Origin of the sequence: Mesorhizobium sp. CA6, assembly GCF_020165035.1 — a bacterium.
Lineage (GTDB): Bacteria > Pseudomonadota > Alphaproteobacteria > Rhizobiales > Rhizobiaceae > Mesorhizobium.
Map to the genome: position 1 here is coordinate 175,841 of NZ_JAIUHI010000010.1, position 25,075 is coordinate 200,915.

Genomic DNA, 25,075 nt, shown 5'->3' on the forward strand with positions numbered 1-25,075 from the left:
ACTGTTGGCCGATCGGGCGGTCTGCCCGACAATGCCCTATCGGTCCGCCACCTGCCAGCGCGGATTGATCCACGGTTCCTGGTTGGATGGCGCCAGCGGCGTTCGGCCAAGGATGTGGTCGGACGCCTTCTCGCCGGTCATGATCGAGGGCGCGTTGAGGTTGCCGTTGGTCACCCGCGGGAAGATCGAGGAGTCGGCGACGCGCAGCCCCTCGACGCCGATCACCCGGCATTCCGGATCGACGACACTGGTCAGGTCGTCGGCGCGGCCCATCCTGCAGGTGCCGCAAGGATGGTAGGCGCTCTCGGCATGGTCGCGGATGAAGGCGTCGAGCTCGTCGTCCGACTGCACATGGCTGCCCGGTGAAATCTCTTTGCCGCGAAAGCCGTCGAAGGCTTTCTGGCCGAAAATCTCGCGCGTAAGCCGGATGCAGTGGCGGAACTCGCTCCAGTCGTCCGGATGCGACATATAGTTGAAGCGGATCACCGGCTTGGCCTTCGGATCGGGCGAGCGCAAGCTCACCGAGCCGCGGGACTTCGAGCGCATCGGGCCGACATGCGCCTGGAAGCCGTGCGACTTCGCCGCCGACTTGCCGTCATAGCGCACGGCCGCCGGGATGAAGTGGTACTGGATATCGGGATAGTCGATGCCGGCCTGCGAACGCACGAAGGCTGCCGCCTCGAAATGATTGGTGGCGCCAAGGCCGGTCTTGAAGAACAGCCATTGCGCGCCGATCAGCGCCTTGGAGAAGGGATTGAGCACCGAGTTCAGCGTGATCGGCTTGGTCGATTCCTGCTGGATATAAAGCTCCAGGTGGTCCTGCAGATTGGCGCCGACGCCCGGCCGGTCGGCAACCACCTGGATGCCGTTTTCCTGGAGATGCGCACCCGGGCCGATTCCTGACAGCATCAGGATCTTCGGCGAATTGATCGACGACGCCGCGACGATCACCTCACGGCGCGCCTTAACGACCTGAATCTTTTTGTCAGCTTCGATCTCGACGCCGATCGCGCGTTGATTCTCGATTACCACGCGCCGGGCGAAACCCTTGAGCAGCCTGACATTTCCGCGTCTGAGAGCCGGCTTGAGATAGGCGTTCGCCGCCGACCAGCGGCGGCCGCCCAGAATGGTCTGTTCCATCGGCCCGAAACCTTCCTGCTTGGAGCCGTTATAGTCGTCGGTCAGCTCGAACCCGGCCTGGCGGCCCGCCTCAACGAAGGCGCCGTAGAGCGGATTTTTCCGAGTGCCGCGCTGCACATGCAATGGTCCGCCTTTGCCTCGCCAGCCGTCCTCGCCGCCGTCGCAATCCTCCATGCGCTTGAAATAGGGAAGCACGTCGGCGAACGCCCAGCCTGCGGCGCCCTGTTCGGCCCAGTGGTCGAAGTCATGCGCATGTCCGCGCACATAGACCATGCCGTTGATCGAGGACGAGCCGCCGAGCACCTTGCCGCGTGGGGTGGCAAGCACGCGCCCGCCGAGATGCGGCTCCGGCTCGCTGGCGAAACCCCAGTCGTAAAGGCTCATATTGAGCGGGATCGACAGCGCCGACGGCATCTGGATCAGCGGCCCCATATCGGTGCCGCCGAACTCGATGACGATCACCGAGTGCTTGCCGTCTTCCGACAGCCGGTAGGCCATGGCCGAGCCGGCGGAGCCGGAGCCGATGATGACGAAATCCGCTTCAAGCATTGTTCATGTGCGCCATAAAGTCGGCGAGCGAGACATTGCCGCCGGTTGCAACCACAAGGACGGTCTTGTCCTTCACATCCACCTTGCCGCCGAGCAGCGCTGCGAGCGATGCCGCGCCCGAAGGTTCGAGCACCAGCTTCATCCGCTCGAACGCGATCTTCATCGCCCGCCGCACCGAGGCGTCGTCGACGGTGACACCGCGCACCCCGGCAGCGCTCACCGCCGCGAAGGGCGCGTCGCCGGGCTTGCGCGCCATCAGCCCGTCGCAGATCGATTTCGGCCCGATCGGCATCGTCTCGATCGCGCCATGCGCCAGCGACGAGCCCATGCCGTTGAAACCTTCCGGCTCGACGGCGATGATCTCGGTCTTGGGCGACAGATAGTGGAAGGCCAGCGAAACACCGCCGATCAGTCCGCCGCCGCCGACCGAGCAGAACACCAGATCGGCATGCGCCTTCTTCATTGCCAGCTGGTCGAGCGCTTCAAGTCCCGCGCCGGCCTGGCCGGCCACGATCTCAGGATCGTCGAAGGGATGCAGCAAGGTGAGGTGCTCGCTCTCGGCGATCTCGCGCGCTTTTGCAGCCGCAACTTCCTCGCGGGCGCGCTCGCCATGGTCGGTCAGCACCACGCGCGCGCCATAACCGGCGGTCGCGTCGCGCTTGGCGGCGGGCGCGTCGATCGGCATGACGATGGTGACGGGAATGCCCAGCGCCTGGCCGGCCGCCGCCAGCCCTTGCGCGAAATTGCCAGAGGAATAGGCGACGACCCCCTTTTTCGCTTCATCCGGCGAAAGCCGGTTCAACCGCCAATAGGCGCCGCGCACCTTGAAGGAGCCGGCCCATTGCAGCGACTCCGGCTTGACGAAGATCCGCGCTGCACCTGTCTCTTTTGCGAGCGCAACCGACTCCAGCAGCGGCGTCACCTGCGTGGCCGTCGAGGTGATGGCATAGGCCTGTTTCAGATGGTCGAGGGTGGGAACGAGAACGTCAGCCATTATTCGCCTCTCGGATAGCGTTTGCTCTCTTCGAGATTGTCGAGGTTCATGTGATTGCGCATGTAGCGTTCCGACGCCTTCTGCAGCGGCTGGAAATCCCACGGGTAGTAGGCGCCGTTGCGCAACGCCGGATAGACAACCCAGCGGCGCGCCTGGCTTTCGCGCACGGCGGCGTCGAAGGCAGCCATGTCCCAGCGGGCCCTGACCTTGTCCATGAACATCGCCACCAGGGCTGCGTTCGCCGGATCCTCGGCGAGGTTGTCACGCTCGAGCGGATCGGTATCGAGATCGAACAGTTGCGGCGCGTCGAGCTCGCAATGGACGAATTTGTATTTGCCGTCGCGCATCGCGACCAGCGGCGCGTAGGAGCCTTCGGCCGCATACTCCATCAGCACCGGCCCGCTTCGCGCCTTGCCGTCGAGCAGCGGCAGCAGCGACTGGCCGTCGGTCCACGGTTCGATCGCGGCGATGTCGATGCCGGCGAGGTCGCAGAGCGTCGGCGTCACGTCGAGATTGGAAACCGGTGCCTTGATCGGCCCGGCCGGAACGCCCTTGCCGGCAATCATCAGCGGCACGCGGGCAGATCCCTCGAAAAAGCTCATCTTGAACCACAGGCCGCGCTCGCCCAGCATGTCGCCGTGGTCCGAGCAGAACAGGACGGTGGTGTCGTCGAGCATGCGGGTACGCTTGAGGACGTCCAGAATCTCGCCCAGCTTGTCGTCGACATAGGAAATGTTGGCGAAATAGCCGCGCCGCGAGCGGCGCACCTGTTCCGGCGTGATCTCGAAGGCCTGATAGTCGCTGGCGCGATAGAGCCGTTGCGAATGCGTATCCTGCTCGTCATGCGGGATGAACGGCGTTTCAGGATCGAGCGCCTGGCAGTTCTCGTAGAGATCCCAATATTGCTTGCGCGCCACATAGGGGTCGTGCGGATGTGACAGCGAAACGGTAAGGCACCAGGGGCGGTGACCCGCATCGTCCTGCTCGCGCGACAGCTGATAGAGTTTTTGCGTGGCCAGGAACACGACCTCGTCGTCATACTCCATCTGATTGGTGATCTCGGCGACGCCGGCGCCGGTGACCGAACCCAGATTGTGATACCACCAGTCGATCCGCTCGCCGGGCTTGCGGTAGTCCGGCGTCCAACCGAAATCGGCGGGATAGATGTCGGTGGTCAGCCGCTCCTCGAAACCGTGCAACTGGTCGGGCCCGACGAAGTGCATCTTGCCGGACAGGCAGGTATAATAGCCGGCGGCGCGCAGATGGTGGGCGAAGGTCGGAATGGAAGACGTGAACTCGGCGGCGTTGTCATAGACCCCGGTGCGCGACGGCAATTGCCCGCTCATGAACGAAGCGCGGCCAGGCGCGCAGAGCGGCGAGGCAGTGTAATTGTTGGCAAAGCGCGCCGAGCGCGCGGCAAGCGCCTTCAGGTGCGGGGCATGCAGGAAGTCCGCCGGGCCGTCTGGAAAGAACGTGCCGTTGAGCTGATCGACCATGACGATCAGGAAATTGGGTCGCCGGGTGGTCAAGGCAGGCTCCGTCCGTTGAGCTTGGTTTCGAGATAGTCTTCCACGAGTGCGATCGCGGTCTGCGCGTCGGGCACGCCGTCCTTCAGCGCGCGGCGGATGTAGAGCCCGTCGATCAGTGCCGCGGTCGCTTCCGCCACGCGGTCGGCCTCGGTCCGAGGCAGGATGCCGGTCAGCCCGCTCATCAGGTTCGAATTGAGCCGCCGCGCATAGATGCGCAGCAGCCGCCGCAGCTCCATCGATTTCTGTGCCTCGACATAGAAGGCGAGCCAGGCGGCGATAATCTGAGGCTGGAACTGGTCGTCGGAAAAGCTGACGGCGACGACGGCCGAGACGCGCTGGCGCGGCGTCACGGCAAGGCCGAACGCGCGTCTGGTGTCGGTGTTGAGCTCGGCCAGGATGTGCCGCATCGTTGCGAAGAGCAGTTCGTCCTTGGCGCCGAAATAGTGATGCGCCAGCGCCGACGAGACACCGGCGCGGCCGGCGATCTCCGACATTGTCACGTCCAGCGATCCGCGCTCGCCGATCGCCGAGATCGTCGCGTCGATCAGCGCCTTGCGGCGCACTGGCTTCATTCCGATTTTCGGCATTTTGGGATCCGGTTCTGCGGTTAGATTATTTTTTATTGACGGATCAATCAATAAAAAATCGACATGGGATCAACCTTTCATTTCGATCTGGCCCATGCCCTGGGGCTGGAAACGGTTCATTATTGAACAATATTGAATCACGTGCCGCGCGCGATCGTGCTAGGCTGCGGCGCAAATGGAGGCTGCTATGACCGCATGCATCGTCGGCTGGGCGCATTCGCGCTTTGGCAAGCTCGAAGGCGAGACGCTGGAGGGCCTGATCACCAAGGTCGCCGTCGAAGCGCTCGACCACGCCGGCATCGGTCCGGACGATGTCGACGAGATCGTGCTTGGCCATTTCAACGCCGGCTTCTCGCCGCAGGATTTCACCGCGAGCCTCGTGCTCCAGGCCGATGACCGGCTGCGCTTCAAGCCGGCGACGCGCGTCGAGAACGCCTGCGCCACTGGCTCGGCCGCCGTCCGTCAAGGCATCCGCGCCATCGACGCCAACGCCGCCCGTGTCGTGCTGGTGGTCGGCGCCGAGCAGATGACGACCACGCCCGGACCCGAGATCGGCAAGAACCTGCTCAAGGCCTCCTACCTGCCGGAAGATGGCGACACGCCGGCAGGCTTTGCCGGCGTCTTCGGCAAGATCGCGCAGGCCTATTTTCAGCGCTATGGCGACCAATCGGACGCGCTGGCCATGATCGCCGCCAAGAACCACAAGAATGGCGTCGACAATCCCTACGCCCAGATGCGCAAGGATTTCGGCTATGAGTTCTGCCGCCAGGAAAGCGAGAAGAACCCGTTCGTCGCCGGTCCGCTGAAGCGCACCGATTGCTCGCTGGTCTCCGACGGCGCCGCGGCGCTCGTTCTCACCGACACGGCGACGGCGCTGAAGATGCGCCGCGCCGTGACTTTCCGCGCCAACGAGCATGTGCAGGACTTCCTCCCGATGTCGAAGCGCGGCATCCTCTCCTTCGAGGGTTGCGAGCGCGCCTGGGAGCAGGCGCTGAAGAAGTCCGGCGTGACGCTCGACGACCTCTCCTTCGTCGAGACGCATGACTGCTTCACCATCGCCGAGCTGATCGAATACGAAGCGATGGGGCTCGCCAAGCCAGGCGAGGGCGCCAGGCTGGCGCTGGATGGCACGACGGCAAAGGACGGTCGGCTGCCGGTCAACCCGTCCGGCGGCCTGAAGGCCAAGGGTCACCCGATCGGCGCTACCGGTGTCTCGATGCATGTGCTGACAGCCATGCAGCTCACCGGCGAAGCCGGCGGCATCCAGGTGCCGGGCGCAAAACTCGGCGGCATCTTCAACATGGGTGGCGCGGCGGTCGCCAACTACGTTTCCATCCTCGACCGGATCAGGTAGAAGCGGCCCGCATCAAAGCGCGCCCTCCTTGGGCGGCGTGTGCGGGAGGCAACATGACAAATCCGGTTCTGGTCGAAGTCACGCGCGGCGAGGTGGTCGAAAGCGCCCACCGCGGCGCGGTCTCTGTCTTCGACGCCGACGGCAAGGCCGTCTGGGAGATCGGCGATACGGACCGCCCGGTGTTCCCGCGCTCGGCGGTGAAAGCAATCCAGGCATTGCCGCTGGTCGAATCGGGTGCCGCCGATGCCTACGGCTTCGGCAACCGCGAGCTGGCGCTGGCCTGCGCCTCGCATTCGGGCGAGCCGGCCCATGTCGAATTGGCCAACGCGATGCTCGCCAGGGCAGGCCTCGACAGGACGGCGCTGGAATGCGGTGCGCACTGGCCCTCGAGCCACGACGCCACCATCGCGCTCGCTCGCGCCGGCAACGTGCCGAACGCCTTGCACAACAACTGCTCCGGCAAGCATTCCGGCTTCCTCTGCACCTGCGTGCATGCCGGCATTTCCCACGCCGGCTATGTCAAAGCCGGCCACGCTTTGCAGGAGATGGTCCGCGACGCCATGCAGTCCGTGACGGGCGCGGCGCATGACGTCGACCATTGCGGCATCGACGGCTGCTCGATCCCGACCTACGCCGTGCCGTTGAAGGATTTTGCTCAGGGCTTTGCCCGCATGGCGACGGGCAGCGGCTTTGCGCCCGAGCGCGCCAAGGCGGCGAAGCGGCTGTTTTCGGCCTGCATGGCCGAGCCTTTCCTGGTCGCGGGCACCGGCAGGGCCGACGTCGCGCTGATGCAGGCGGCACCCGGTCGCATCTTCGTCAAGACCGGCGCCGAAGGCGTCTATTGCGCGGCATTGCCAGAGCTTGGCCTCGGCATCGCCTTGAAATGCGATGACGGGGCCGGCAGAGCGGCGGAGGTGATGATCGCCGCCGTGCTGGCGAAGCTGCTGAACGGTGATGCGGTTGCGGCAAGGCTCATCGAACTTGCCCATCCCGCGGTCGAAAGCCGCATAGGTGCCAAGGTCGGCTTGCTGCGGCCGACAGCGGCGCTCAACTAGCTGTCTTCAGCGACAGCACCAAAGTCATCCGATTCTTTGGCGAAGCCTGAAAGCCATAGCGCTCATAAAACGTCTTGGCTTCATCCGATATGGCATGAACCAGCAGACCGCGAATGCCGAGAATGGCTGCCGCTTGGCCCGTCCGCAGCACCGCGTCCTGCAGCAGAGCAACGCCCAGACCCTTGCCTTGCCAGTTCGCATCGACGGCCAAACGGCCAAGCACAGCCATGGGCACGGGATCGGGCATATTGCGCCGGATCGAACCGGGCGCATCCGCCAGGTCAAGTCCGCCCGATGAAAGGCAGTAGTAACCGACGACGTGCGTACCTTCCGCAACCACATAGGTTCTGGACGCCCCGCTGACTTGATTGGCGCGCGCCCGCCGCCGAAGCCACTGATCCAGGCTGTCGGTCCCGCTTTGAAAAAGGTCGAGTTCGTGCGCATCGGCTAAAAGGGCTGGCGCCGAAAGCATCAGTCCCGCCAAGGCTTGGGCGCATTCATCAGGCGGGCGAATCCCTCGCCGCTCGGCGGCTGGTCGAGGATATCGAGATAATGCCGATAGCTTTCGGCATCGACCTTGACGAGCGTCTGGTCGAGCAGCGTGTCTTCGGCTGCACGGTAGGCGGCGTCGATCATGAAGTCGGAGCGGGTTTTTCCCCGTATCTTCGCGGCGCGGTCGATCAGGATGCGGATATCCTCGCGGATGCGCAGATTGACGGGCCTAGCGTGGGTGTCCTGGTTTTTGGTGGCCATGGCGATGTATCCTTCCATCGCCGATATAGCATTTTGCATACACAACGTGTATCTAAATCTGAGATTGCCAATTTCATCGCTGGCGACCTGGACGGCGTCGGTTCTACGCAAAACCGAACAGCAGCGAGTTCATGTTTCTGCTAGTCTCCCTTACCATCAATTGATGCTGGGCGCTGGCTATGCTGGAAGCGGACAAGGTGTTTGCCGGGTCAATCCCGGAAAATTACGATCGCCATATGGTGCCGTTGATTTTCGAGGGCTATGCCGCGGAGGCCGCGCAACGGGCGGCATCCTTCTCACCCTTGGCCATTTTGGAAACCGCCGCGGGCACCGGAGCCGTCACCCGTGCCTTGGCGCCGAAACTCTCTCCTGGTGCCAGCTACACCGTAACCGACCTCAACCAGCCGATGCTCGATTATGCGGCTTCGCGCCAGGGGCCTGACAGCCGCATTACCTGGCGCCAGGCGGATGCCCTGAAGCTGCCTTTCGAGGATGCGGCCTTCGACCTCGTCTGTTGTCAGTTCGGCGCCATGTTCTTTCCCGACCGTTCCGCTGCCTATCGCGAGGCAAAGCGGGTGCTGAAGCCCGGCGGACATTTCCTCTTCAGCGTCTGGGATCGCATCGAGGAGAATATATTCGCCGATGACGTGACGAATGCTCTCGCCAGGATATTTCCGCATGATCCGCCGCGCTTCCTGGCGCGCACGCCGCATGGCTATCACGACAAGGACCTGATCCGCAGCGACCTCGAAGCCGCGGGATTCTCTGATGTGACGATCGACACCAGGGCCGAGCAGAGCCGCGCATCCTCGCCACGCGTTCCCGCCATCGCCTACTGTCAGGGCACCGTGCTTCGCAATGAGATCGAGGCCAGGGAGGCCGGAAGATTGGAGTCGGCAACTGACTACGCCGAAGCCGCAATAGCCGACAGACATGGTAGCGGCGAAATTGCCGCCAAGATCCAGGCGCATATCATCGTGGCCGTGGCCTAACTCACCTTGTTGCGCTCCACGGTGAGATGCGCGTAGCCCGTATCGGTTGACTGCGTGAGGTCCCCGGTCATTGGATCGGCCCAGCGCTGGCCGACAATGGCGCCGTTTTTCGCGCCGTCGATGACATTGTCCGAGATAACGGCGCTGCCGGAACCTTCGACCACCGAAACGACGATGCCGGTGCCCGCCTTGCGGATGATGTTGCCTGTCGCCACGACATTGCGCAGATAAGGACCCCAGCCGAGCTGCATGCCATAGAGCGGCGCGTTCTCGACGACGTTGCCGGACACCGTCGTGTCGGCCTCGGCGCTGATGCCGACGCCGAAGCCGGGCGGGTCAGCGGTGTAGGGGCCGATGGTCGAGAGGTTGCGCACGATATTGTTCGAGCAGACGGCCATCCGCCCGCCTTCGTTGAAATTGACGATCGAGATGCCGTTGGCGGCGCCGTCGACCAGATTGTTGCTGATGATTGCGCCTTCGAAGGAGAATTCCGAATAGATCCCGGTTTCGCCCGAGCGCGAGCAGGTGTTGCCGGTGATCTGCAAATTGCTTGAGCTGTTGGCGCGGACCGCGGTGAAAGCACAGTCGGAGACGACGTTGCCGGAGATGATGACGTTGTCGGCGCGGAAGGCATTGATGCCGTTGCCGTTCTGCCCGGTGCCGCCGCTGCGCGCGCCGATCCTCTGCACGCGGTTGCAGCTGACGATGGTGCCGTCTTCCGCAGCCTGCCAGCGATGCACCAGTATGCCGCCATTAGCGCAGTCCGAAATGTTATTGCCCGAAATCTCCAGCCCGCCGGCCTCGACTGAATAGATGCCGGCATCTGCAGCACCCGAAATATCCGAGCGACCGACGCGACCGACGGCATGCTCGAGCGCCAGCCCGTTCTTGCCGCTGCCGGTCACCTGGCAATTGTCGATGACGAGATGGGCGACACGGCGCAGGTCGAGCAGCCCCTGCGTGTAGTCGGCTAGCCAGCGGTTGGCGCCGTCGAGCACCAGCCCGCTGAGCTCGATATGCTCGGCTTGTTCGGCCATCATCAGATGGCCGTTGCCGCCATAGACGATGCGAGTCGCGCCTGGCACACCCGACAGGCGCACGCGCGCGGGCAGCTTCAGGTTTGAGACGAGATAGCTGCCCGGCGGCAGGAATACCGGCTGGTCGCGGTCGCTGGCCTCGGCCAGCATCCTGGCAAAAACCTTGCTCTGGTCGTCGACCGCGCCCGGCTGCACGCCGATCTCCGTGGCGTTGATCGAGCCGCGCATCGCGGCCATCTCGATGCCCGGCAGCGACTTGGCCGATGCCTTGCCGGCAAAGACGCCGGCAACGGCGAAGCCGGCGGTCCGGGCAAGCAGCGTTCGTCTGTTCAACATCGGCACAGGTCCTGGCGTTTCGCCCTGTCTGTCGCAGGAATCGTGCCAAGGCGGGCTCATCGGCAAACCGCTTGTGCAGTCGCCTCGCCAAGCCTAAGTTCACCGCATGAGCAGAGCTTTCACGCGCGAAGAAGACAGCGAAAACGCCATTGCCGGCGTCGGCGAACGTCCGGTCAGCACGCACCGCAACCTGGTGACGGAGCGCGGCCTGGCGATGATCGAGGACAATCTCGCCGAGCTGCGCGACCTGATGGCCAAGGCTGAAAGGCGTGGCGACCGCGAGCGCCTCGCTGTCGTATCGCGCGACCTGCGCTACTGGACCGCGCGACGCGAAAGCGCGGAGCTTTCGGTGCCGGAGCCGGGCAGCGATGTGGTGCGCTTCGGCATGGGCGTCACCCTGGAAGGCGATGACGGCAGGAAGGTGCATTGGCGCATCGTCGGCGAGGACGAGGCCAATCCGTCGAAGGGCAGCATTTCCCATGTCTCGCCGATGGCCGTGGCTCTATTCGGCAAGAAGATCGGCGAGGTCGTGACCGTCAACGGCAAGGAATGGGAAATCGTCAAGCTCTCGGACAAGGTCGAGAACTAGCAGCCAAGCCTAATTGCCAGCTGCTGTAACAACCCAGCTTCGTATTTGTCCACGACATCGCGAGCAGCGTTCATTTCCCGTTTGTAGTTGTCGTGGCGGATTGGCCTTAGAATGACGCCGTCGTCGGTTTCGGCGATCTGGAGCTCATCGCCGACCTTGGAGGCTCAAGCTGTCAAGCATTTCGCGTGGCAGTAGCAAGGCCCCCGATCCGTCCTCAAGCCTCTGGACGACTGTCAGAACATCATCGCGCCATGGTTGCATCTATTTCCATAGAACAGCCTTTTGGCCAAATCAGCAGCCCTCGCTAGTCGACCAGCAACCGATCCATCAGCCGGTTGGCCGCTTCCGGGATGACGGTTCCCGGCGGGAAGATCTCCGCCGCGCCCGCCGCCAGCACCGCGTCGTAGTCTTGCGGCGGGATGACGCCGCCGGCGACGATCAGCATGTCGCCATGGCCGAGCTTTTTCAGCGCGTCCTTGAGCTCGGGGATCAGCGTCAGGTGCCCGGCGGCTAAGGAGGAGGCGCCGATGATGTCGACGTCGTGCTGCACCGCGAGCTTCGCGATCTCGTCCGGCGTCTGAAACATCGGTCCGACGGTGACATCGAATCCCAGATCGGCGAACGCGCTGGCGATCACCTTCTGGCCGCGGTCGTGCCCGTCTTGGCCCATCTTGGCGACCAGGATGCGCGGCTTGCCGCCGGATTTCTTTTCGAACGCTTCGATCTTCTCCTGCAGCCGCTCAAGCCCCGGGTTGTCGCCGAGCGCCTCGCGATAGACGCCGGAGATCGTCTGCACCGCCGCCGTGTGGCGGCCGAATACCTTTTCCAGCGCCAGCGAAATCTCGCCGACGGTAGCGTTGGCGCGCGCCGCGCGGATCGCGAATTCGAGCAGGTTCTCGTCGCCCTCGGCGGCACGGGTCAGCGCCGCCAGCGCATCCTCCAGCGCCGCGACGTCGCGTGTGCCTTTCAGCCGCTGCAGCTTCGCCAATTGCCTGGCCTTCACCTCGGCATTGTCGATCTTCAGCACATCGACGTCGATATCCGCTTCAGGCCGGTGCGCGTTGACACCGACCAGAATTTGCTCGCCGGAATCGATGCGCGCCTGGGTACGCGCCGCGGCTTCCTCGATGCGCAGCTTCGGAATGCCCTTTTCGATCGCCGCCGCCATGCCGCCGAGGTTTTCGACCTCCTCGATATGGGCAAGCGCGCGCGCCGCCAGATCATGCGTCAGCCGCTCGACATAGGCCGAGCCGCCCCATGGATCGATCATGCGCGTGGTGCCGGATTCCTTTTGCAGGATGAGCTGCGTGTTGCGCGCGATCCGCGCCGAATGGTCGGTCGGCAGCGCCATTGCTTCGTCGAAGGAATTGGTGTGCAGCGACTGGGTGTGCCCCTGCGTCGCCGCCATCGCCTCGATCATCGTGCGGGTGATGTTGTTGTAGGGATCCTGCGCCGTCAGCGACCAGCCCGAGGTCTGGCAATGGGTGCGCAGCGACAGCGAGCGCTCGTCCTTTGGCGCAAAATTCTTCTTCATCAGGTTCGACCACAGCAGCCTTGCGGCCCTGAGCTTGGCGACCTCCATGAAGAAGTTCATGCCGATCGCCCAGAAGAAGGACAGGCGCGGCGCGAAACGGTCGATGTCGAGGCCGGCGGCGACGCCGGCGCGGGCATATTCGATGCCGTCGGCGATGGTGTAGGCAAGCTCCAGATCGGCCGTCGCGCCGGCTTCCTGCATATGGTAGCCGGAAATCGAGATCGAGTTGAACTTCGGCATATGCCTGGAGGTGTAGGCGAAGATGTCCGACACGATCCGCATCGAAGGTTTCGGCGGATAGATGTAGGTGTTGCGGACCATGAACTCCTTCAGAATGTCGTTCTGAATGGTCCCGGCGAGATCGTTCTGGGCGACGCCCTGTTCCTCCGCCGCGACGATGTATAGCGCCATGATCGGCAGCACCGCGCCATTCATCGTCATCGACACCGTCATCTCGTTGAGCGGAATGCCATCGAACAGCTGCCGCATGTCGAGGATGGAATCGATCGCCACGCCCGCCATGCCGACATCGCCGGCGACGCGCGGATGGTCGCTGTCATAGCCGCGATGCGTGGCGAGATCGAAGGCGACCGACAGGCCTTTCTGGCCGGCCGCGAGGTTGCGCCGGTAGAAGGCGTTGGATTCCTCGGCTGTCGAGAAGCCGGCATATTGACGGATTGTCCAGGGCTGCTGGACATACATGGTGGGGTAGGGGCCGCGCATGAAGGGCGGCAGGCCTGGATAGGTGTCGAGATTGGCAAGCCCCTTGAGGTCGTCTTCCGTGTAGAGATGTTTTACGGCGATGCCTTCCGGCGTCATCCGCTGACCTCTGAGCTCGACCGGCGCGCGACGCGGCTCCGACCAGCCGATCTGGCTGAAATCCGGGATCATGATCCGGCTCCGATCGACTGATCGATGCGCACCGGAAACAGCGGCTCGCACGTTGCCACGCCTTCGGTCAGGGCTGGACGCCGTTCCCGCGGCAGCGTCTCGACCGGACGCTCCGCCGGCGCGCGGAAAAGCGTCGTGCCGACAATGCCGCGTTCGCCCGATCGGTAGGCGCCGTAGCGCTTGGCGGCGGCCGTCTGCACTCGGTTCTGGATATAGCCCTGCTGCAGGCTGGCGAGCACGCCGCCCTCGGCCTCGATGCGCTGGAATTCTTCCCAGGCCGCGGCGCAGAGATCGTTGGTCAGCGCCTCGACCGAACCGGAGCCGCAGGCCGGATCGGCGACACGGCCGATGTGGCTTTCCTCGGCCATGATCAGCTGCGCGTTGCGGGCGACGCGGCGGGCAAAGCCGGCCGGCAGCCCATGCGTGATGGTATGCGGCAGGATCGAGATCGAATCTGCGCCGCCGGTTGCCGCCGCGAAGGCCGCGATCGCCGTACGCAAGATGTTGGTCTCCGGGTCGGCCATCGTCATCATGCGATAGGAGGTCTCGGCATGGATGCTGGCGGTCGAGGCCGGGATCGAGCAGGCTTCCTGGACGCGCGCCCAGAGCTTGCGCAACGCCCGCACCTTGGCCATCGACAGGAACTGGTCCTGGTCCACGCTGAGCGCGAAGCCGATATAGGGCGCCGCATAGACCAGCGGCTGGCGCGCCTTCTCGAACATTCTGAGATAGGACACGACCGATGCCATCATCGTGCCAAGCTCCTGCGCCTCGGTGGCGCCGGCATTGTGGAAGACGCGGCCGTCGGCCTCGAGCAGCACGCCCGGCACGCCCATCGAGAAGAAATGCGCCAGCGACTGCGGCATCGATTCCTGCAGCGCCTCGATCGAGGTGCGCAGCCGCCCGGTTCCGGCGAAGATCGCTGCCGGGTCGATGCCGAAGGAAAGGTTGAGCTTGGCCGGATCGGAGCGGCGGCGGCTCAGGAAAGCCAGGAGCCAGTCGGCCACGGCGCGACTCCAGGGGTGCGCGTCGATGCGCACCTGAACGCGGTTGAGCGGCACGCCGTCGAGCACCCTTTCCAGCGCCTCCGCGGTGCGCGGCAAGCCGTAGCCGAAGGCATTCGGCGCACCTTCGAAGACAAGCGACAGGCCAGTGGCACCTTGGGCGATGTCTTCCAGGGCTTGCGCGCTGGCCCGGGCGACATCCGGGTCGTCGACGCGCTGACTGACGATCCAGGGCGCGGTCGGATTTGTACGCGGCAACGGCTCGGCGGTCGTCGAGCGTTGGCTGAGCGGCTCGATGCGGATGCCGTCATCGGTGTGGGAGACGAGCTTTTCCTCGAAGGAACCGCCGGCAAGCGCCTTTTCCGCCAGCGCCTGCCAACGCTTGGCGTCCGGGTTCGGAAGGTCGACATCCCTGGTCAAGGCGCCGGCGCCCATCGCTCTCCTCGCTTCTCGGTCGCATCAGCCGGTCAAGCCAGTCTAAGGTCAGGAACCGGATATCACAATGCATCATCCGGCCGGGTTCTCTCGGCCAGCCAATCGATTGCCAAACATGCACCGAATCCGCAAGCGCCAAAGGCCAAATTCGCTGCTCCCCAAAATCGAGACTGGGCATTGCCGCATGCGACCGGCGTTACTATACCTCGGGAGAGGCCTTTGAGCGGAACAGATTGCGGAGACCGGACATGGTTGACGAGACCAGTATCTTCATCGGCGCCAGCCGCAAGCCCGACGATTCCTATCAGCGCGCCGAAGAGCTGCTGCTGCGCTACGGCAACCGCCACGGCCTCGTTACCGGGGCCACGGGCACCGGCAAGACCGTCAGCCTGCAGGTCCTGGCCGAGGGCTTTTCCAACGCCGGCGTGCCTGTCTTCTGCGCCGATATCAAGGGCGACCTTTCCGGCATATCCATGATGGGCGAGGCCAAGGATTTCCTGGTCAAGCGCGCCGAGCAGGTGAAGCTCGATCCTTATCAATTCCAGGAATTCCCTGTCATCTTCTGGGATCTGTTCGGCGAGCAGGGCCATCCGATCCGCGCCACCATTTCGGAGATGGGCCCGCTGCTTTTGTCGCGGCTGATGAACCTCACGGAAGCTCAGGAAGGCGTCATGAACATCGCCTTCCGCATCGCCGACGAGGAAGGCCTGCTGCTGCTCGATCTCAAGGACCTGCAGGCGCTGCTCGCCAACATCGCCGAGCGCGCCGACGAACTCAGCGCACGCTACGGCAATGTCACCAAGCCGTCGGTCGGCGCCATCCAGCGCACGCTGCTGGTGCTGGAGAGCCAAGGTGCCGCCAACTTCTTCGGCGAGCCGGCGCTGCGCATCGCCGACATCATGCGCACCACCCGTGACGGGCGCGGCGCGATCAGCGTTCTGGCGGCCGACAAATTGATGATGAATCCCAGGCTCTACGCCACCTTCCTGCTTTGGCTGATGTCGGAGCTGTTCGAGGAATTGCCCGAAGTCGGTGATCTCGACCGGCCAAAGCTGGTGTTCTTCTTCGACGAGGCGCATCTTCTGTTCGAGGACGCGCCGAAGGTGCTGATCGACCGCGTCGAGCAGGTGGTGCGGCTGATCCGCTCCAAGGGCGTCGGCGTCTATTTCGTCACCCAGAACCCGCTGGACATTCCGGAAAAGGTGCTGGCCCAGCTCGGCAACCGCGTCCAGCATGCGCTGCGCGCCTATACGCCGCGCGAGCAGCAGGCGGTGCGCACCGCGGCCGAGACCTTCCGGCCCAATCCCGATTTCGACTGCGCCACCGCCATCACCCAGCTCGCCACCGGCGAGGCGCTGGTGTCGATGCTGGAGGACAAGGGCGTCCCGGCCATGGTCCAGCGCACGCTGATCCGGCCGCCGTCATCGCGGCTCGGACCGATCACGCCCGACGAGCGCCGCAAGATCATCGCCGAGAGCCCGGTCGCCGGCCAGTATGACGAGACCGTCGATCGCGAATCGGCCTTCGAAATGCTGCAGAAAAAGGCCAAGGAGGCGCAGGACGCCGAGGCTCAGGCACAGCAGCAGAACAGCGGCGGTTCGCGCTGGACCATTCCGGGCTTCGATGATGTCCTTGGGACAGGCAACCGGCGGTCTTCCAACCGCCAGACCGTTGCCGAAGCCGCCATCAAGTCGGTGGTGCGCTCGGTCGGCTCGTCCGTCGGCCGCGCTATCGTGCGCGGGATTTTGGGCAGCCTGGCGCGAGGCCGCTGAAGCAAAGAGACGGTACCGCGCGGAGCGCGACGCGAATCACGCCTGTAAGCTTTGACGTCGGGCGAAACCCGCTTGCCGTCGCGCGAATCCGTCGCGGAAATGCGCCGCCCCGGAAAGCTGCCCTCGTTACCTCGCGACGATCAAATCTTACCTGCCGACGGGTAAGCCGCATCAGCGGCAGCTAAAACTTTTCGCAAGGGAACTTTTCCCAGCAGAACCGCAATTTCATGAAATACCGGACGCGCCAAATCATGGCCTTTGACGTGCTGTTGCCGGGGGGCAAACTGGATAGCGCCGACAGCACGTGCGATCACGAATTATTGTGGCCAGGGAACCGAAAGCGCCCGCTAAGGTTGGGCCAAGACTGCGGAGGGCTGAGCATCAGGAGTCCAAGTTGCGGCGCGATGACGATCTGCAAGCTTGGTATTCGGAAATCCCTCCTGAAAGGCGGCCGCTGCTGAACGCGAAAGGTGGGCTGTCGCTCGGCCACGCTCGCCTCGTGGCGCAATTCCTGAGCGAAAACTTTTCGCGCAAGCTTTCGCTCGCCGAAATGGCCGCTGTGTGCGGGCTGTCGCCTTACCATTTCGCCCGTGCTTTCTCCAAGACGTTCGGCGTGACGCCGCATCAATATGTTCTTGCCCTTCGCCTTGACTTTGCCGAGAAGCTGCTGGCCGACAGGCGCATGTCGATCACGGACATCGCCTATCTGAGCGGCTTCTCGAGCCAGAGCCATCTCACCACCACGATGAAGAAATACCGCGACGTAACTCCAATGCAGGTGCGAGAGAGGCTGGTTCAATCGGGGGCCGGCAGGCAGGGCTAATTCCCGCGCAGTTATCTATGGATCGGCTTATAAAAGGTATTACTAAAGTAATTTTGCGTTAACCCATGGAAGACCTACGGTATATTTTCAGATAAACAGCAATTTGTTGGAATACGAGCCCCGGAAAACCTGTCTTTCTGCAGCAAATCCGGTATTCGGATTCTAAGCTGGCCGAGGGGACATGAGCGACGACACGGCGGTTCGCCGGAGCCTTTCCGAGGAGATCGGTTACTGGCTGGAGTCGGCATCGAGGACGCTTGAGAAGCGCTATGGAGATGGCGTGCCCCTGGCCAAGCAGGACATGCTGCTGGCCCATTATCTCTACGGCCTCACGACCGTCGTTCACGCGCATGACGCACCTGCCGTCCATCTGGCGGCGGTGCGGTCCTATCTCGAGCGGCTGATCCCGCCGGAGCGGGTTGCCGCGGCGCTTCAGGCTGTGCCCGAGGCGGGTGACGCCTGGCTTGAAAACACGCTCGATCGCGTCGAGGCGATCGGGGAAAAACAGGGCCACGCGCTGCTCGCGCGCGGCGCCGATGTGATCATCCCATTTTCGAGCAGACACGCTTTGGCGGCAGGGTCGGCGGAACCTGCCGTTATCGAGCGCGACCCACCAAAGGAGGCATTCTCGCAATGAACTTCAGGCAAGAACGTATCGCTCGGCGCGGGTCGGCCCGATTTGCTGGAAACTGGGTCTCCGGCGCTCCCGAGAGCCGTTCGCTGCGCCGCCGCCTGATGGCGACGCTGCGCAACGCGCATCGCGTGCTCGGCATGCGACGCAAGGGACGTGGGCTCGGCAAGCTCGGCGTCGGCGCAAGCCTTGGGTATATTGCATCGGCCGCCGCTTTGTTCCTGTTCGCGGCGCCGGCGCAAGCGCAATATGCCGCAGGCGGCGGGTCCGCGACCGCTCCCGAGACCATAGCGATCGGAAATGGCTCAACCGCCAGCCTCAACTGGGCCATAGCGCTCGGCTTCCAGGCTCAATCGACAGCGCAATACTCTGTCGCTATCGGCCGAACCGCGTCGGCCACCGGCCCCGGCGGCGCGGTGGCGCTGGGCTCCGGCACAATTTCGAACAACGTCAATACGGTAGCGATCGGCGTCAGCTCCAGTGCAACCGCCGCGGGCGCCAGCGCCCTGGGAACCTTCTCCGTTGCTTCGGGTGGCAACGCCACAGCCGTCGGCGTCAGTTCCTTGGCCAGCGGCGCCACCTCCTTCGCCGGCGGCTGGGGGACCCAAGCCACCGGGCTGCGCAGTACCGCGATTGGCAATTCATCTGTTGCGTCGGGAATAGATGCCTTTGCTCAAGGTACTTCCGCCACCGCAAGCAACCAGAATGCCATCGCGATCGGCTTCCAGTCGGTCGCTACACAGATCAACTCCATCAATATCGGCGGGCGCACTCTTGCGGGAGCGGGCGCTACTGCGCAGGGCGCCATCGCTCTTGGCACCGATGTGACGGCGTCTCAGCAAAACACCGTTGCCATAGGCATCCTGACCAAGGCAACGGGAACGAGCGCCACGGCTATGGGCAACACAGCCAGCGCCTGGGGCAACCAGTCCATCGCGCTCGGCTTGGGAGCGCAGGCGGGCGTTCAGGCCAATACGGCCCTGCCCAACAGCATCGCGATCGGCACCAATTCGCTCTCTTCGGGCGCTTTCGCCACGGCCATGGGTGCTACTTCAATTGCGAGCGGCTCCGCCAGCACGGCGGTTGGCAACACGGCCGTTGCCAGCGGCCAAAACGCGTCCTCGTTTGGGTCCGGAGCGAATGCGACGGGAGACAATTCGCTTGCTGCCGGCGTGAGCGCCAACGCGGCCGGCGCACAGTCCGTGGCACTCGGCATCGGGACCGTAGCCAGCGCCGACAATTCCACCGCCGTCGGACGTGACACCCGCGCCACTGGACTCAACAGTACCGCGCTCGGCCGCGGCGCCCAAAGCAGCGCCGTGAACTCCATCTCTCTCGGCGCAGGGACGAGGGCGTCCGGGATAGGCGCCGTCTATGTCGGCTCGAGCACTTTTGCAACGAGCGCCAGTGGAGACAACGCCATCGGCATCGGCACGGACGTGACGGCATCTGCGGGCGACGCCCTTGCGATGGGACGCGAGAGCCAGGCGACTGCAGCCAACGCCGTCGCGGTCGGTCTGCAGTCCGCTGCGCTCTCCGCCGACTCCATCGCCATCGGAACGGGCGCGACTACCGATGGCGGCAAGGCCGTGGCCATCGGCGCCGGCAACACCGCCTATGGCGACGGCGCGGTGGCCATCGGCGATCCGAGCTACGCCAGCGGTACCGGCGCCTTCACCGGCGGCGCCAACAACATCGCCAACAGCGACGGCACGGCGACCGCTACCGCCGCCAATATGGCCAACGGCGCCGTTGCCATCGGCAACAGCAACAAGGCGATCGGGCAAGGCTCCGTGGCGCTGGGCAACGGCTCTACCGCAGGCGCCGCCGGTCTCGCCGGCAATGTCGCCCTCGGCGACGGTGCGACCGCGGCGGCAAGCTCCGGCGACGTCGCCCTGGGCTCCGGCTCGGTGACCGCCGCAGCGGTCGGCACCAGCGGCACGACGATCGGCGGGACGGCCTACAGCTTCGCCGGAACGGCTCCGACATCGACCGTCAGCATTGGCGCGCCGGGCGCGGAGCGGACCGTCACCAATCTCGCCGCGGGCCGGCTCAGCAACGCCTCGACCGACGCCATCAACGGTTCGCAGCTTTTCGCCACCAATCAGCAGGTGACGCAGAATACGACCGATATCGCCAACATCGGGAATACGATCACCAACATCAACACCGGTGCCGGCATCAAGTATTTCCACGCCAATTCGACCCTGCCCGACTCCCAGGCTCTGGGGACGGATTCGGTCGCGATCGGCCCCAATGCCGTGGCCAACAACGCCGGCGACGTGGCAATCGGCCTGAACTCCGTATCCGGCACCACGACGGTTGTCGGCGGCACGACGATCGGCGGTGTGAACTACGCCTTCGCCGGGGGAACCCCGGCGGGCGCATTTTCGGTCGGCTCGGTGGGCGCGGAGCGCCAGATCCAGAACGTCGCGGCCGGGCGGTTGAGCAACTCCTCGACCGACGCGGTCAATGGCTCGCAGCTCTTCGCCACCAACCAGCAGGTGACGCAGAACACCACCGACATCGCCGCCAACACCGCCGACATCACCACTCTCGGCAACACGATCAACAACATCAACACCGGCGGCGGCATCAAATATTTCCATGCCAATTCGACGCTTGCCGATTCCCAGGCTCTTGGGACCGATTCCGTCGCGATTGGCCCGAATGCCGTCGCCAACAATGCCGGCGACGTGGCGATCGGCCTGAATTCGGTGTCCGGCGCCACGACCAATGTCGGCGGCACGACGATCGGCGGCGTAAACTACACCTTCGCCGGCGGAACCCCGGCGGGCGCGTTCTCGGTCGGCTCGGTCGGCGCGGAGCGCCAGATCCAGAACGTCGCGGCCGGGCAGCTGAGCAACTCCTCCACCGATGCCGTCAACGGCTCGCAGCTCTTCGCGACCAACCAGCAGGTGACGCAGAACACCACCGACATCGCCGCCAATACCGCCGATATCACCACGCTCGGCAACACGATCAACAATTTTGCCGGCGACACCTCGACTGCATACACGGACGCCAATGGCGACGGCATCCGCTACGTGCGCACCAACGACTCGACGCTGCCGATTACCGACGCCTTTGCGCAAGGGGTTGGCTCCTCGGCGCTCGGCTACCAGGCAACCGCATCCGCCGCCAATTCGCTGGCTCTCGGCCGCGGCACAGCGGTCACCATCGCCGACGGCGTGGCGCTGGGCTCCGGCTCGGTTTCGGATCGCGCGGTCGCGCCCACGTCGGGATCGATCCTCTCCGGCACCGGCCTCATTCCCTATAACACCGCGGATATGAGCCTGCTCGGCGCCGTCTCGGTGGGAACCTCCACCGCTTATCGCCAGATCATCAACGTGGCCGACGGCACGCAGGACCAGGATGCGGTCACGCTTCGCCAGTTGAAGGGCGCGCTGAGCTCCTTCGCTGTGACGGGGAGCATGTACTTCCACGCCAATTCGACCGCGCCGGACTCGCTGGCGGTCGGCACCGATTCGGTCGCGATCGGCCCGCGCACCACTGTCAACGGCGACAACGGCATTGGCATGGGCAACGGCGCCATCGTCCAGCAGACGGCACCGGGCGGCATCGCGATCGGCCAGAACGCGACCTCCAACCAGGCCGACAGCATCGCCTTCGGCACCAACTCGACCGCCAACGGCGCCCAGTCCATGGCGCTCGGCGCCGGCGCCACGGCCAACGAGCCGGGCAGCGTCGCGCTCGGCGCCGGCTCGACGACCGCCGCGGCGGTCGCCACCACCGGCACGACGATCAACGGCGTCAACTATACCTTCGCCGGAACCGCTCCGACGAGCACGGTGAGCGTCGGCAGCGTCGGCAACGAGCGCACCGTCACCAATGTGGCGGCGGGGCGGATCAGTGCCTCCTCCACCGACGCCATCAACGGCAGCCAGCTCTTCGCGACCAATCAGGCTGTCGAAGCAGTGCAGGGAAGTGTCGGCAATCTGAATGAGTTCGCCGTCCAGTATGACAAGAACCCGGATGGCACCAAGTCCAATTCGCTGACGCTTGTCGGCGGCGACGTGAATGCGCCCGTCGTCATTCACAATGTCGGCGCCGGCACGGCCGATACCGATGCAGTCAACGTGCTACAGTTCAACAACGGGCTGGCGACAACGTTCGACAACTCCAAGGCCTACACCAACCAGGTGGCGGCAACCACGTTGCAGCAGGCCAATGCCTACACCGACTCCAAGCTCAGCCAGCTCAACATGGATATGGGCGAGGCTCGGGGCGAGGCGCGCCAGGCCGCCGCGATCGGCCTTGCGGCCGCCTCGCTGCGCTACGACGACCGTCCGGGCAAGCTGAGCGTGGCGGCCGGCGGCGGCTACTGGCGCGGCGAAGGCGCCGTGGCGTTCGGCGCCGGTTACACCAGCGAGGACGGCCGGGCGAGAGCGAACGTCTCGGGCACGACGGCGGGCGGGCACTGGGGTGTCGGCGCGGGTGTCAGCTTTACCCTGAACTAGAGCGTGATCACCAAAAGTGCGTAGCGGTTCTGCGAATGATCATGCTCAGGCAAGCAGCCCATCCACGGTCGGGCGAGCCGTCTCTGCCGTGGCACTTTGCATGGTTTGCCTGCTCCTGTCCGGCCCGCGCGCGGCCGGGCAGGAGGCGGCCCAGCCCGCCTATCGGATAAAGCCTTCCGACGTCGCGGTGCCCGCGGGCGTGAAGCTTGGCGACTATCAGCGCACCACTCGTCCGTTCGAGAACTGGACGCTGATCTGCGACGAGAACCTGCAGGCCAGGAAGAAGGTCTGCAACATCGGCCAGTCTTTCATCGATCAAAGCCAGGCGTTGGTCTTCAGCTGGTCGCTCGCGGCCGACGAGAAAGGCAAACCCTTCATGATATTGCGGACTCCGAGCGCGGCAGGTAAGGGCAGCAAGCTTTCGCTGAGACTTGCCGGCCGCAAACAGCCGGTCGACGTTCAACTGCAGGGTTGCGATGCGTCGGTCTGCGTCGGCTATGTGCCCGTCGGCCCGGTGCTGCGCGAGCAGATCGCCAAGGAGACCACGGTCCAGGTTTCCTATTCCCTGCCGTCGGGGGCGACCGTCAACCTTGATGCCCCGTTCAAGGGACTCAAGACCGCGCTGTCGGCCATCAACTAGAAAGACTTCGAGATGACACGCCAATCCATCGAGGACAGAATCCTGACGCACTCCCAGCCGGTTGCGCTGCCGGAGCCGCCGGCAAATCCACCGCCACAGCGTTCGCCAGGCTGGCGCCTGGCACGAAACACGGCGCTGCTCGGCGCGTTCGCGGTCTTGGTCGCGGCGGCGGTGGTCTTGTCGTTCCGTCTCTATCCCGCGCTTGGGACATTCGTCGCTGGCACGGCCTCCGCGCAGGCGCAGGCGCCCATCCAGGGCAAGCCGGCGGAAGCCGTGCCCGCGCCGACCGACGCCTCGGCAAACAAGAATCCGTTTCAGGCGCATGTCGCGCAGGCAGGTGTCCGCACCTGCGCCAATCTCTTTGCCACGATGGGGCAGGCTCTGACTGCCGGGTCGACCTATGCGATCCAGACGCAATGGGACAACACTTCGCCCGACACCCACGCCGTGCAGGCCGTCGCCGGGATGAGCTACAACCTGCCGAACTACAAGACACAAGCCGCGGGCGTCGTTTTTGCCTCGCCTCTCGGCCAGAGCTGCGAGGGCGGCTTCGTGCGCGTGGCGCCGTTCACGCGCTCTTGCCAGGAAGTCGCCGGAACGCTCCCGAAGGGCAGCCTGCTGGCGGACAATCTTTCGAACTCGATGCTTTTCAACCTGGCCGACAATGCCGGCCAGGCGCTGCTGGTCCCGACCGGCAACACTTGCATCGTCGTCTCGGTCGCGCGCATGGGCGGCTAGAGCCGGGCATGACAGTCGACTGCTGAATAGCTGCAACTGGAGCACGAAGATGCTGATCAATCCCCGCCTTTCGATCCCGCTGCTTGCGGCGCTCGCCGGGCTTACGATTGCGAGCAACGCGGCTGACCTGATCGCCCCGTCACCGCCGGCGCAGACCGGCGAGGAAAAAGGCATCTGGGGCGCGATCGCCTATTCGCCGGGCGACGGCCGTCACGGCTTTTTCTGGGGCGCCGACAAGCGGCAAGAGGCGGAGGACATCGCGCTCAAGCATTGCGAGAATGCAGATGGCAAGGGCTGCCGGGTGGTCGAAGTGTTCCGCAACCATCGCCATTGGGACGATGATGACGGCACCGGCTTTCCCTATGAGCACTGCGCGGCGCTTTCGGTAGGCAAGAGCCGTGGCGAGGCGACGCCGTTCTGGAGTGCAGCATCAGCCGCGACCCGCCGCGAAGCCGAGGAGAAGGCGACAGCCCAGTGCGGAGGCGAGAGCAAGGAGTGCAAGATCCGCGAGTGGGTCTGCACCTGACTTGCTGCGGAATTCAAGCAGCCGCGGCGGTTGGCCGATATCGCGCCGTTCACACTGGAATGAGCGGCGCGACCTCGCGGTCTGAAGGCCGGTCGCTGGATGAGAGGCCGGACACGACACCGGCGCGATCGGCGGCGTTGCGGTTCTGGCTCATCTTGCGCTTGCCTTCGAGCTTTGTAATCGGCATGCGCAGGCCGACAATGCCCTTCAGCTGCGATTGGATGAAATCCGCCGGCGCGTCCGACACCGCCCAGGGCGCGGCGCGCTCGCCTTCATGCAGGTTGGTCAGGCGGGTCACGACCTCGAGCAGCCTGTCGGCATCCTCGAAGAATTCGATCGGCCCATGGGCGTGGACGGCGACATAGTTCCAGGTCGGGACGACCTTCCCGGTCTCCTGCTTGGTCTGGTACCAGGCCGGCGTCACATAGGCATCCGGGCCCATGAATATCGCCAGGCCGTTGCCCAGCGGCGGCACGCGCCACTGCGGGTTTGCCTTTGCGACGTGCCCGTAGATCACCCCATGCTCACCCTCGTTCTCGTCGAGCAAAAGCGGCAACGGCGTCGCCAACGGACCTTCCGCCGTGGCGGTGATCAGCGTCGCCAGACGCGCCGCGCGGATCGTAGCCATTAGGCTCTCTTGATCGTCGTCGCGGAAGGCAGGCGGGATGTACATGATGAAACTCCT

The 25,075-nt window shown here is 64.6% G+C and carries 21 protein-coding genes; 11 read left to right on the forward strand and 10 right to left on the reverse strand.

Translation table 11 applies throughout. The annotated features are described in order from the left end of the window. Nucleotides 1-36 precede the first annotated feature (36 nt). From betA to betI, 4 genes are read right to left on the reverse strand one after another with little or no spacing between them, the layout of a single operon-like run. Entirely contained in the window at nucleotides 37-1,689 is a 1,653-nt protein-coding gene (gene betA / locus LB526_RS17165; protein ID WP_224529982.1) for a choline dehydrogenase, read from the reverse strand. Then, nucleotides 1,682-2,683, reverse strand: coding sequence for a threonine/serine dehydratase (locus LB526_RS17170; protein WP_224529978.1), 1,002 nt, complete (start codon nucleotides 2,681-2,683; stop codon nucleotides 1,682-1,684). The genes betA and LB526_RS17170 overlap by 8 nt, the downstream gene beginning before the upstream one ends. After that, nucleotides 2,683-4,212 (reverse strand): choline-sulfatase, encoded by a 1,530-nt coding sequence (gene betC / locus LB526_RS17175; RefSeq protein ID WP_224606482.1) that lies wholly within the window; start codon nucleotides 4,210-4,212, stop codon nucleotides 2,683-2,685. The genes LB526_RS17170 and betC overlap by 1 nt, the downstream gene beginning before the upstream one ends. Continuing rightward, complete coding sequence (gene betI, locus LB526_RS17180; protein ID WP_224628697.1) at nucleotides 4,209-4,799, reverse strand: transcriptional regulator BetI; 591 nt, start codon at nucleotides 4,797-4,799, stop codon at nucleotides 4,209-4,211. The genes betC and betI overlap by 4 nt, the downstream gene beginning before the upstream one ends. Before the next feature lie 187 nt (nucleotides 4,800-4,986). On the opposite strand from betI, the gene LB526_RS17185 reads away from it, so the two are divergent. Together LB526_RS17185 and LB526_RS17190 are read left to right on the forward strand one after the other, a co-directional pair. Further along, nucleotides 4,987-6,153 (forward strand): acetyl-CoA acetyltransferase, encoded by a 1,167-nt coding sequence (locus LB526_RS17185; RefSeq protein ID WP_224628698.1) that lies wholly within the window; start codon nucleotides 4,987-4,989, stop codon nucleotides 6,151-6,153. A 53-nt stretch (nucleotides 6,154-6,206) separates the two neighbouring features. Beyond that, a complete protein-coding gene (locus LB526_RS17190; RefSeq protein ID WP_224628700.1) occupies nucleotides 6,207-7,208 on the forward strand; it encodes an asparaginase in 1,002 nt (333 codons plus the stop codon). Here LB526_RS17190 and LB526_RS17195 read toward each other — a convergent pair. Next, nucleotides 7,201-7,680: a GNAT family N-acetyltransferase gene (locus tag LB526_RS17195; RefSeq protein WP_224545694.1), complete on the reverse strand. Its 480-nt coding sequence runs from the start codon at nucleotides 7,678-7,680 to the stop codon at nucleotides 7,201-7,203. The genes LB526_RS17190 and LB526_RS17195 overlap by 8 nt on opposite strands. Beyond that, nucleotides 7,680-7,961 carry a DUF1778 domain-containing protein gene (locus LB526_RS17200; RefSeq protein WP_224545693.1) on the reverse strand — a complete coding sequence of 94 codons (282 nt, stop codon included), beginning with the start codon at nucleotides 7,959-7,961 and terminating at the stop codon, nucleotides 7,680-7,682. Before LB526_RS17200 ends, LB526_RS17195 begins: the two co-directional genes overlap by 1 nt. 179 nt (nucleotides 7,962-8,140) lie before the next feature. On the opposite strand from LB526_RS17200, the gene LB526_RS17205 reads away from it, so the two are divergent. Then, the gene (locus tag LB526_RS17205) at nucleotides 8,141-8,953 is read left to right on the forward strand and encodes a class I SAM-dependent methyltransferase (RefSeq protein ID WP_224628703.1); all 813 of its coding nucleotides are present in this window, start codon (nucleotides 8,141-8,143) and stop codon (nucleotides 8,951-8,953) included. On the opposite strand, the gene LB526_RS17210 is transcribed toward LB526_RS17205, so the two are convergent. Further along, nucleotides 8,950-10,326, reverse strand: coding sequence for a TIGR03808 family TAT-translocated repetitive protein (locus tag LB526_RS17210; protein WP_224628704.1), 1,377 nt, complete (start codon nucleotides 10,324-10,326; stop codon nucleotides 8,950-8,952). The genes LB526_RS17205 and LB526_RS17210 overlap by 4 nt on opposite strands. A 106-nt stretch (nucleotides 10,327-10,432) precedes the next feature. On the opposite strand from LB526_RS17210, the gene greA reads away from it, so the two are divergent. Continuing rightward, the gene (gene greA, locus LB526_RS17215) at nucleotides 10,433-10,915 is read left to right on the forward strand and encodes a transcription elongation factor GreA (protein WP_140845738.1); all 483 of its coding nucleotides are present in this window, start codon (nucleotides 10,433-10,435) and stop codon (nucleotides 10,913-10,915) included. Between the two features lie 304 nt (nucleotides 10,916-11,219). Here greA and scpA read toward each other — a convergent pair whose 3' ends face one another. Together scpA and LB526_RS17225 are read right to left on the reverse strand one after the other, a co-directional pair. Continuing rightward, on the reverse strand, nucleotides 11,220-13,340 hold the full coding sequence (gene scpA / locus LB526_RS17220; RefSeq protein ID WP_224628713.1) for a methylmalonyl-CoA mutase: 2,121 nt from the start codon (nucleotides 13,338-13,340) through the stop codon (nucleotides 11,220-11,222). Beyond that, a complete protein-coding gene (locus tag LB526_RS17225; RefSeq protein WP_224628716.1) occupies nucleotides 13,337-14,779 on the reverse strand; it encodes a methylmalonyl-CoA mutase subunit beta in 1,443 nt (480 codons plus the stop codon). Before LB526_RS17225 ends, scpA begins: the two co-directional genes overlap by 4 nt. 248 nt (nucleotides 14,780-15,027) lie before the next feature. Here LB526_RS17225 and LB526_RS17230 point away from each other — a divergent pair, with 248 nt between their 5' ends. From LB526_RS17230 to LB526_RS17260, 7 genes are all read left to right on the forward strand, one after another. Next, a complete protein-coding gene (locus LB526_RS17230; protein ID WP_224529946.1) occupies nucleotides 15,028-16,551 on the forward strand; it encodes a helicase HerA-like C-terminal domain-containing protein in 1,524 nt (507 codons plus the stop codon). Between the two features lie 322 nt (nucleotides 16,552-16,873). Further along, nucleotides 16,874-17,374, forward strand: a complete 501-nt coding sequence (locus LB526_RS17235; protein WP_224529945.1) for a helix-turn-helix transcriptional regulator — start codon at nucleotides 16,874-16,876, stop codon at nucleotides 17,372-17,374. Nucleotides 17,375-17,555: 181 nt separating this feature from the next. Then, nucleotides 17,556-18,011, forward strand: coding sequence for a hypothetical protein (locus LB526_RS17240; protein ID WP_224529943.1), 456 nt, complete (start codon nucleotides 17,556-17,558; stop codon nucleotides 18,009-18,011). Continuing rightward, nucleotides 18,008-22,486: a YadA-like family protein gene (locus LB526_RS17245; RefSeq protein ID WP_224628739.1), complete on the forward strand. Its 4,479-nt coding sequence runs from the start codon at nucleotides 18,008-18,010 to the stop codon at nucleotides 22,484-22,486. The genes LB526_RS17240 and LB526_RS17245 overlap by 4 nt, the downstream gene beginning before the upstream one ends. Before the next feature lie 100 nt (nucleotides 22,487-22,586). Then, a complete protein-coding gene (locus tag LB526_RS17250; protein WP_224628741.1) occupies nucleotides 22,587-23,126 on the forward strand; it encodes an invasion associated locus B family protein in 540 nt (179 codons plus the stop codon). Between the two features lie 12 nt (nucleotides 23,127-23,138). Further along, nucleotides 23,139-23,864 carry a hypothetical protein gene (locus tag LB526_RS17255; protein ID WP_224628744.1) on the forward strand — a complete coding sequence of 242 codons (726 nt, stop codon included), beginning with the start codon at nucleotides 23,139-23,141 and terminating at the stop codon, nucleotides 23,862-23,864. A 49-nt stretch (nucleotides 23,865-23,913) separates the two neighbouring features. Beyond that, the gene (locus tag LB526_RS17260; RefSeq protein ID WP_095766862.1) at nucleotides 23,914-24,390 is read left to right on the forward strand and encodes a DUF4189 domain-containing protein; all 477 of its coding nucleotides are present in this window, start codon (nucleotides 23,914-23,916) and stop codon (nucleotides 24,388-24,390) included. A 49-nt stretch (nucleotides 24,391-24,439) separates the two neighbouring features. Here the strand turns inward: LB526_RS17260 and LB526_RS17265 are convergent, their stop codons facing one another. Beyond that, the gene (locus LB526_RS17265) at nucleotides 24,440-25,063 is read right to left on the reverse strand and encodes an FMN-binding negative transcriptional regulator (RefSeq protein ID WP_224628746.1); all 624 of its coding nucleotides are present in this window, start codon (nucleotides 25,061-25,063) and stop codon (nucleotides 24,440-24,442) included. Nucleotides 25,064-25,075: the final 12 nt, after the last annotated feature.

What these genes read in the sequence shown, in the direction of transcription:
- betA (WP_224529982.1), bottom strand. Translation starts at nt 1,689, where the DNA reads ATGCTTGAAGCGGATTTCGTCATCATCGGCTCCGGCTCCGCCGGCTCG.
- LB526_RS17170 (WP_224529978.1), bottom strand. Translation starts at nt 2,683, where the DNA reads ATGGCTGACGTTCTCGTTCCCACCCTCGACCATCTGAAACAGGCCTAT.
- betI (WP_224628697.1), bottom strand. Translation starts at nt 4,799, where the DNA reads ATGCCGAAAATCGGAATGAAGCCAGTGCGCCGCAAGGCGCTGATCGAC.
- LB526_RS17185 (WP_224628698.1), top strand. Translation starts at nt 4,987, where the DNA reads ATGACCGCATGCATCGTCGGCTGGGCGCATTCGCGCTTTGGCAAGCTC.
- LB526_RS17190 (WP_224628700.1), top strand. Translation starts at nt 6,207, where the DNA reads ATGACAAATCCGGTTCTGGTCGAAGTCACGCGCGGCGAGGTGGTCGAA.
- LB526_RS17195 (WP_224545694.1), bottom strand. Translation starts at nt 7,680, where the DNA reads ATGCTTTCGGCGCCAGCCCTTTTAGCCGATGCGCACGAACTCGACCTT.
- LB526_RS17200 (WP_224545693.1), bottom strand. Translation starts at nt 7,961, where the DNA reads ATGGCCACCAAAAACCAGGACACCCACGCTAGGCCCGTCAATCTGCGC.
- LB526_RS17205 (WP_224628703.1), top strand. Translation starts at nt 8,141, where the DNA reads ATGCTGGAAGCGGACAAGGTGTTTGCCGGGTCAATCCCGGAAAATTAC.
- LB526_RS17210 (WP_224628704.1), bottom strand. Translation starts at nt 10,326, where the DNA reads ATGTTGAACAGACGAACGCTGCTTGCCCGGACCGCCGGCTTCGCCGTT.
- greA (WP_140845738.1), top strand. Translation starts at nt 10,433, where the DNA reads ATGAGCAGAGCTTTCACGCGCGAAGAAGACAGCGAAAACGCCATTGCC.
- scpA (WP_224628713.1), bottom strand. Translation starts at nt 13,340, where the DNA reads ATGATCCCGGATTTCAGCCAGATCGGCTGGTCGGAGCCGCGTCGCGCG.
- LB526_RS17225 (WP_224628716.1), bottom strand. Translation starts at nt 14,779, where the DNA reads ATGGGCGCCGGCGCCTTGACCAGGGATGTCGACCTTCCGAACCCGGAC.
- LB526_RS17230 (WP_224529946.1), top strand. Translation starts at nt 15,028, where the DNA reads ATGGTTGACGAGACCAGTATCTTCATCGGCGCCAGCCGCAAGCCCGAC.
- LB526_RS17240 (WP_224529943.1), top strand. Translation starts at nt 17,556, where the DNA reads ATGAGCGACGACACGGCGGTTCGCCGGAGCCTTTCCGAGGAGATCGGT.
- LB526_RS17245 (WP_224628739.1), top strand. Translation starts at nt 18,008, where the DNA reads ATGAACTTCAGGCAAGAACGTATCGCTCGGCGCGGGTCGGCCCGATTT.
- LB526_RS17250 (WP_224628741.1), top strand. Translation starts at nt 22,587, where the DNA reads ATGGTTTGCCTGCTCCTGTCCGGCCCGCGCGCGGCCGGGCAGGAGGCG.
- LB526_RS17255 (WP_224628744.1), top strand. Translation starts at nt 23,139, where the DNA reads ATGACACGCCAATCCATCGAGGACAGAATCCTGACGCACTCCCAGCCG.
- LB526_RS17260 (WP_095766862.1), top strand. Translation starts at nt 23,914, where the DNA reads ATGCTGATCAATCCCCGCCTTTCGATCCCGCTGCTTGCGGCGCTCGCC.
- LB526_RS17265 (WP_224628746.1), bottom strand. Translation starts at nt 25,063, where the DNA reads ATGTACATCCCGCCTGCCTTCCGCGACGACGATCAAGAGAGCCTAATG.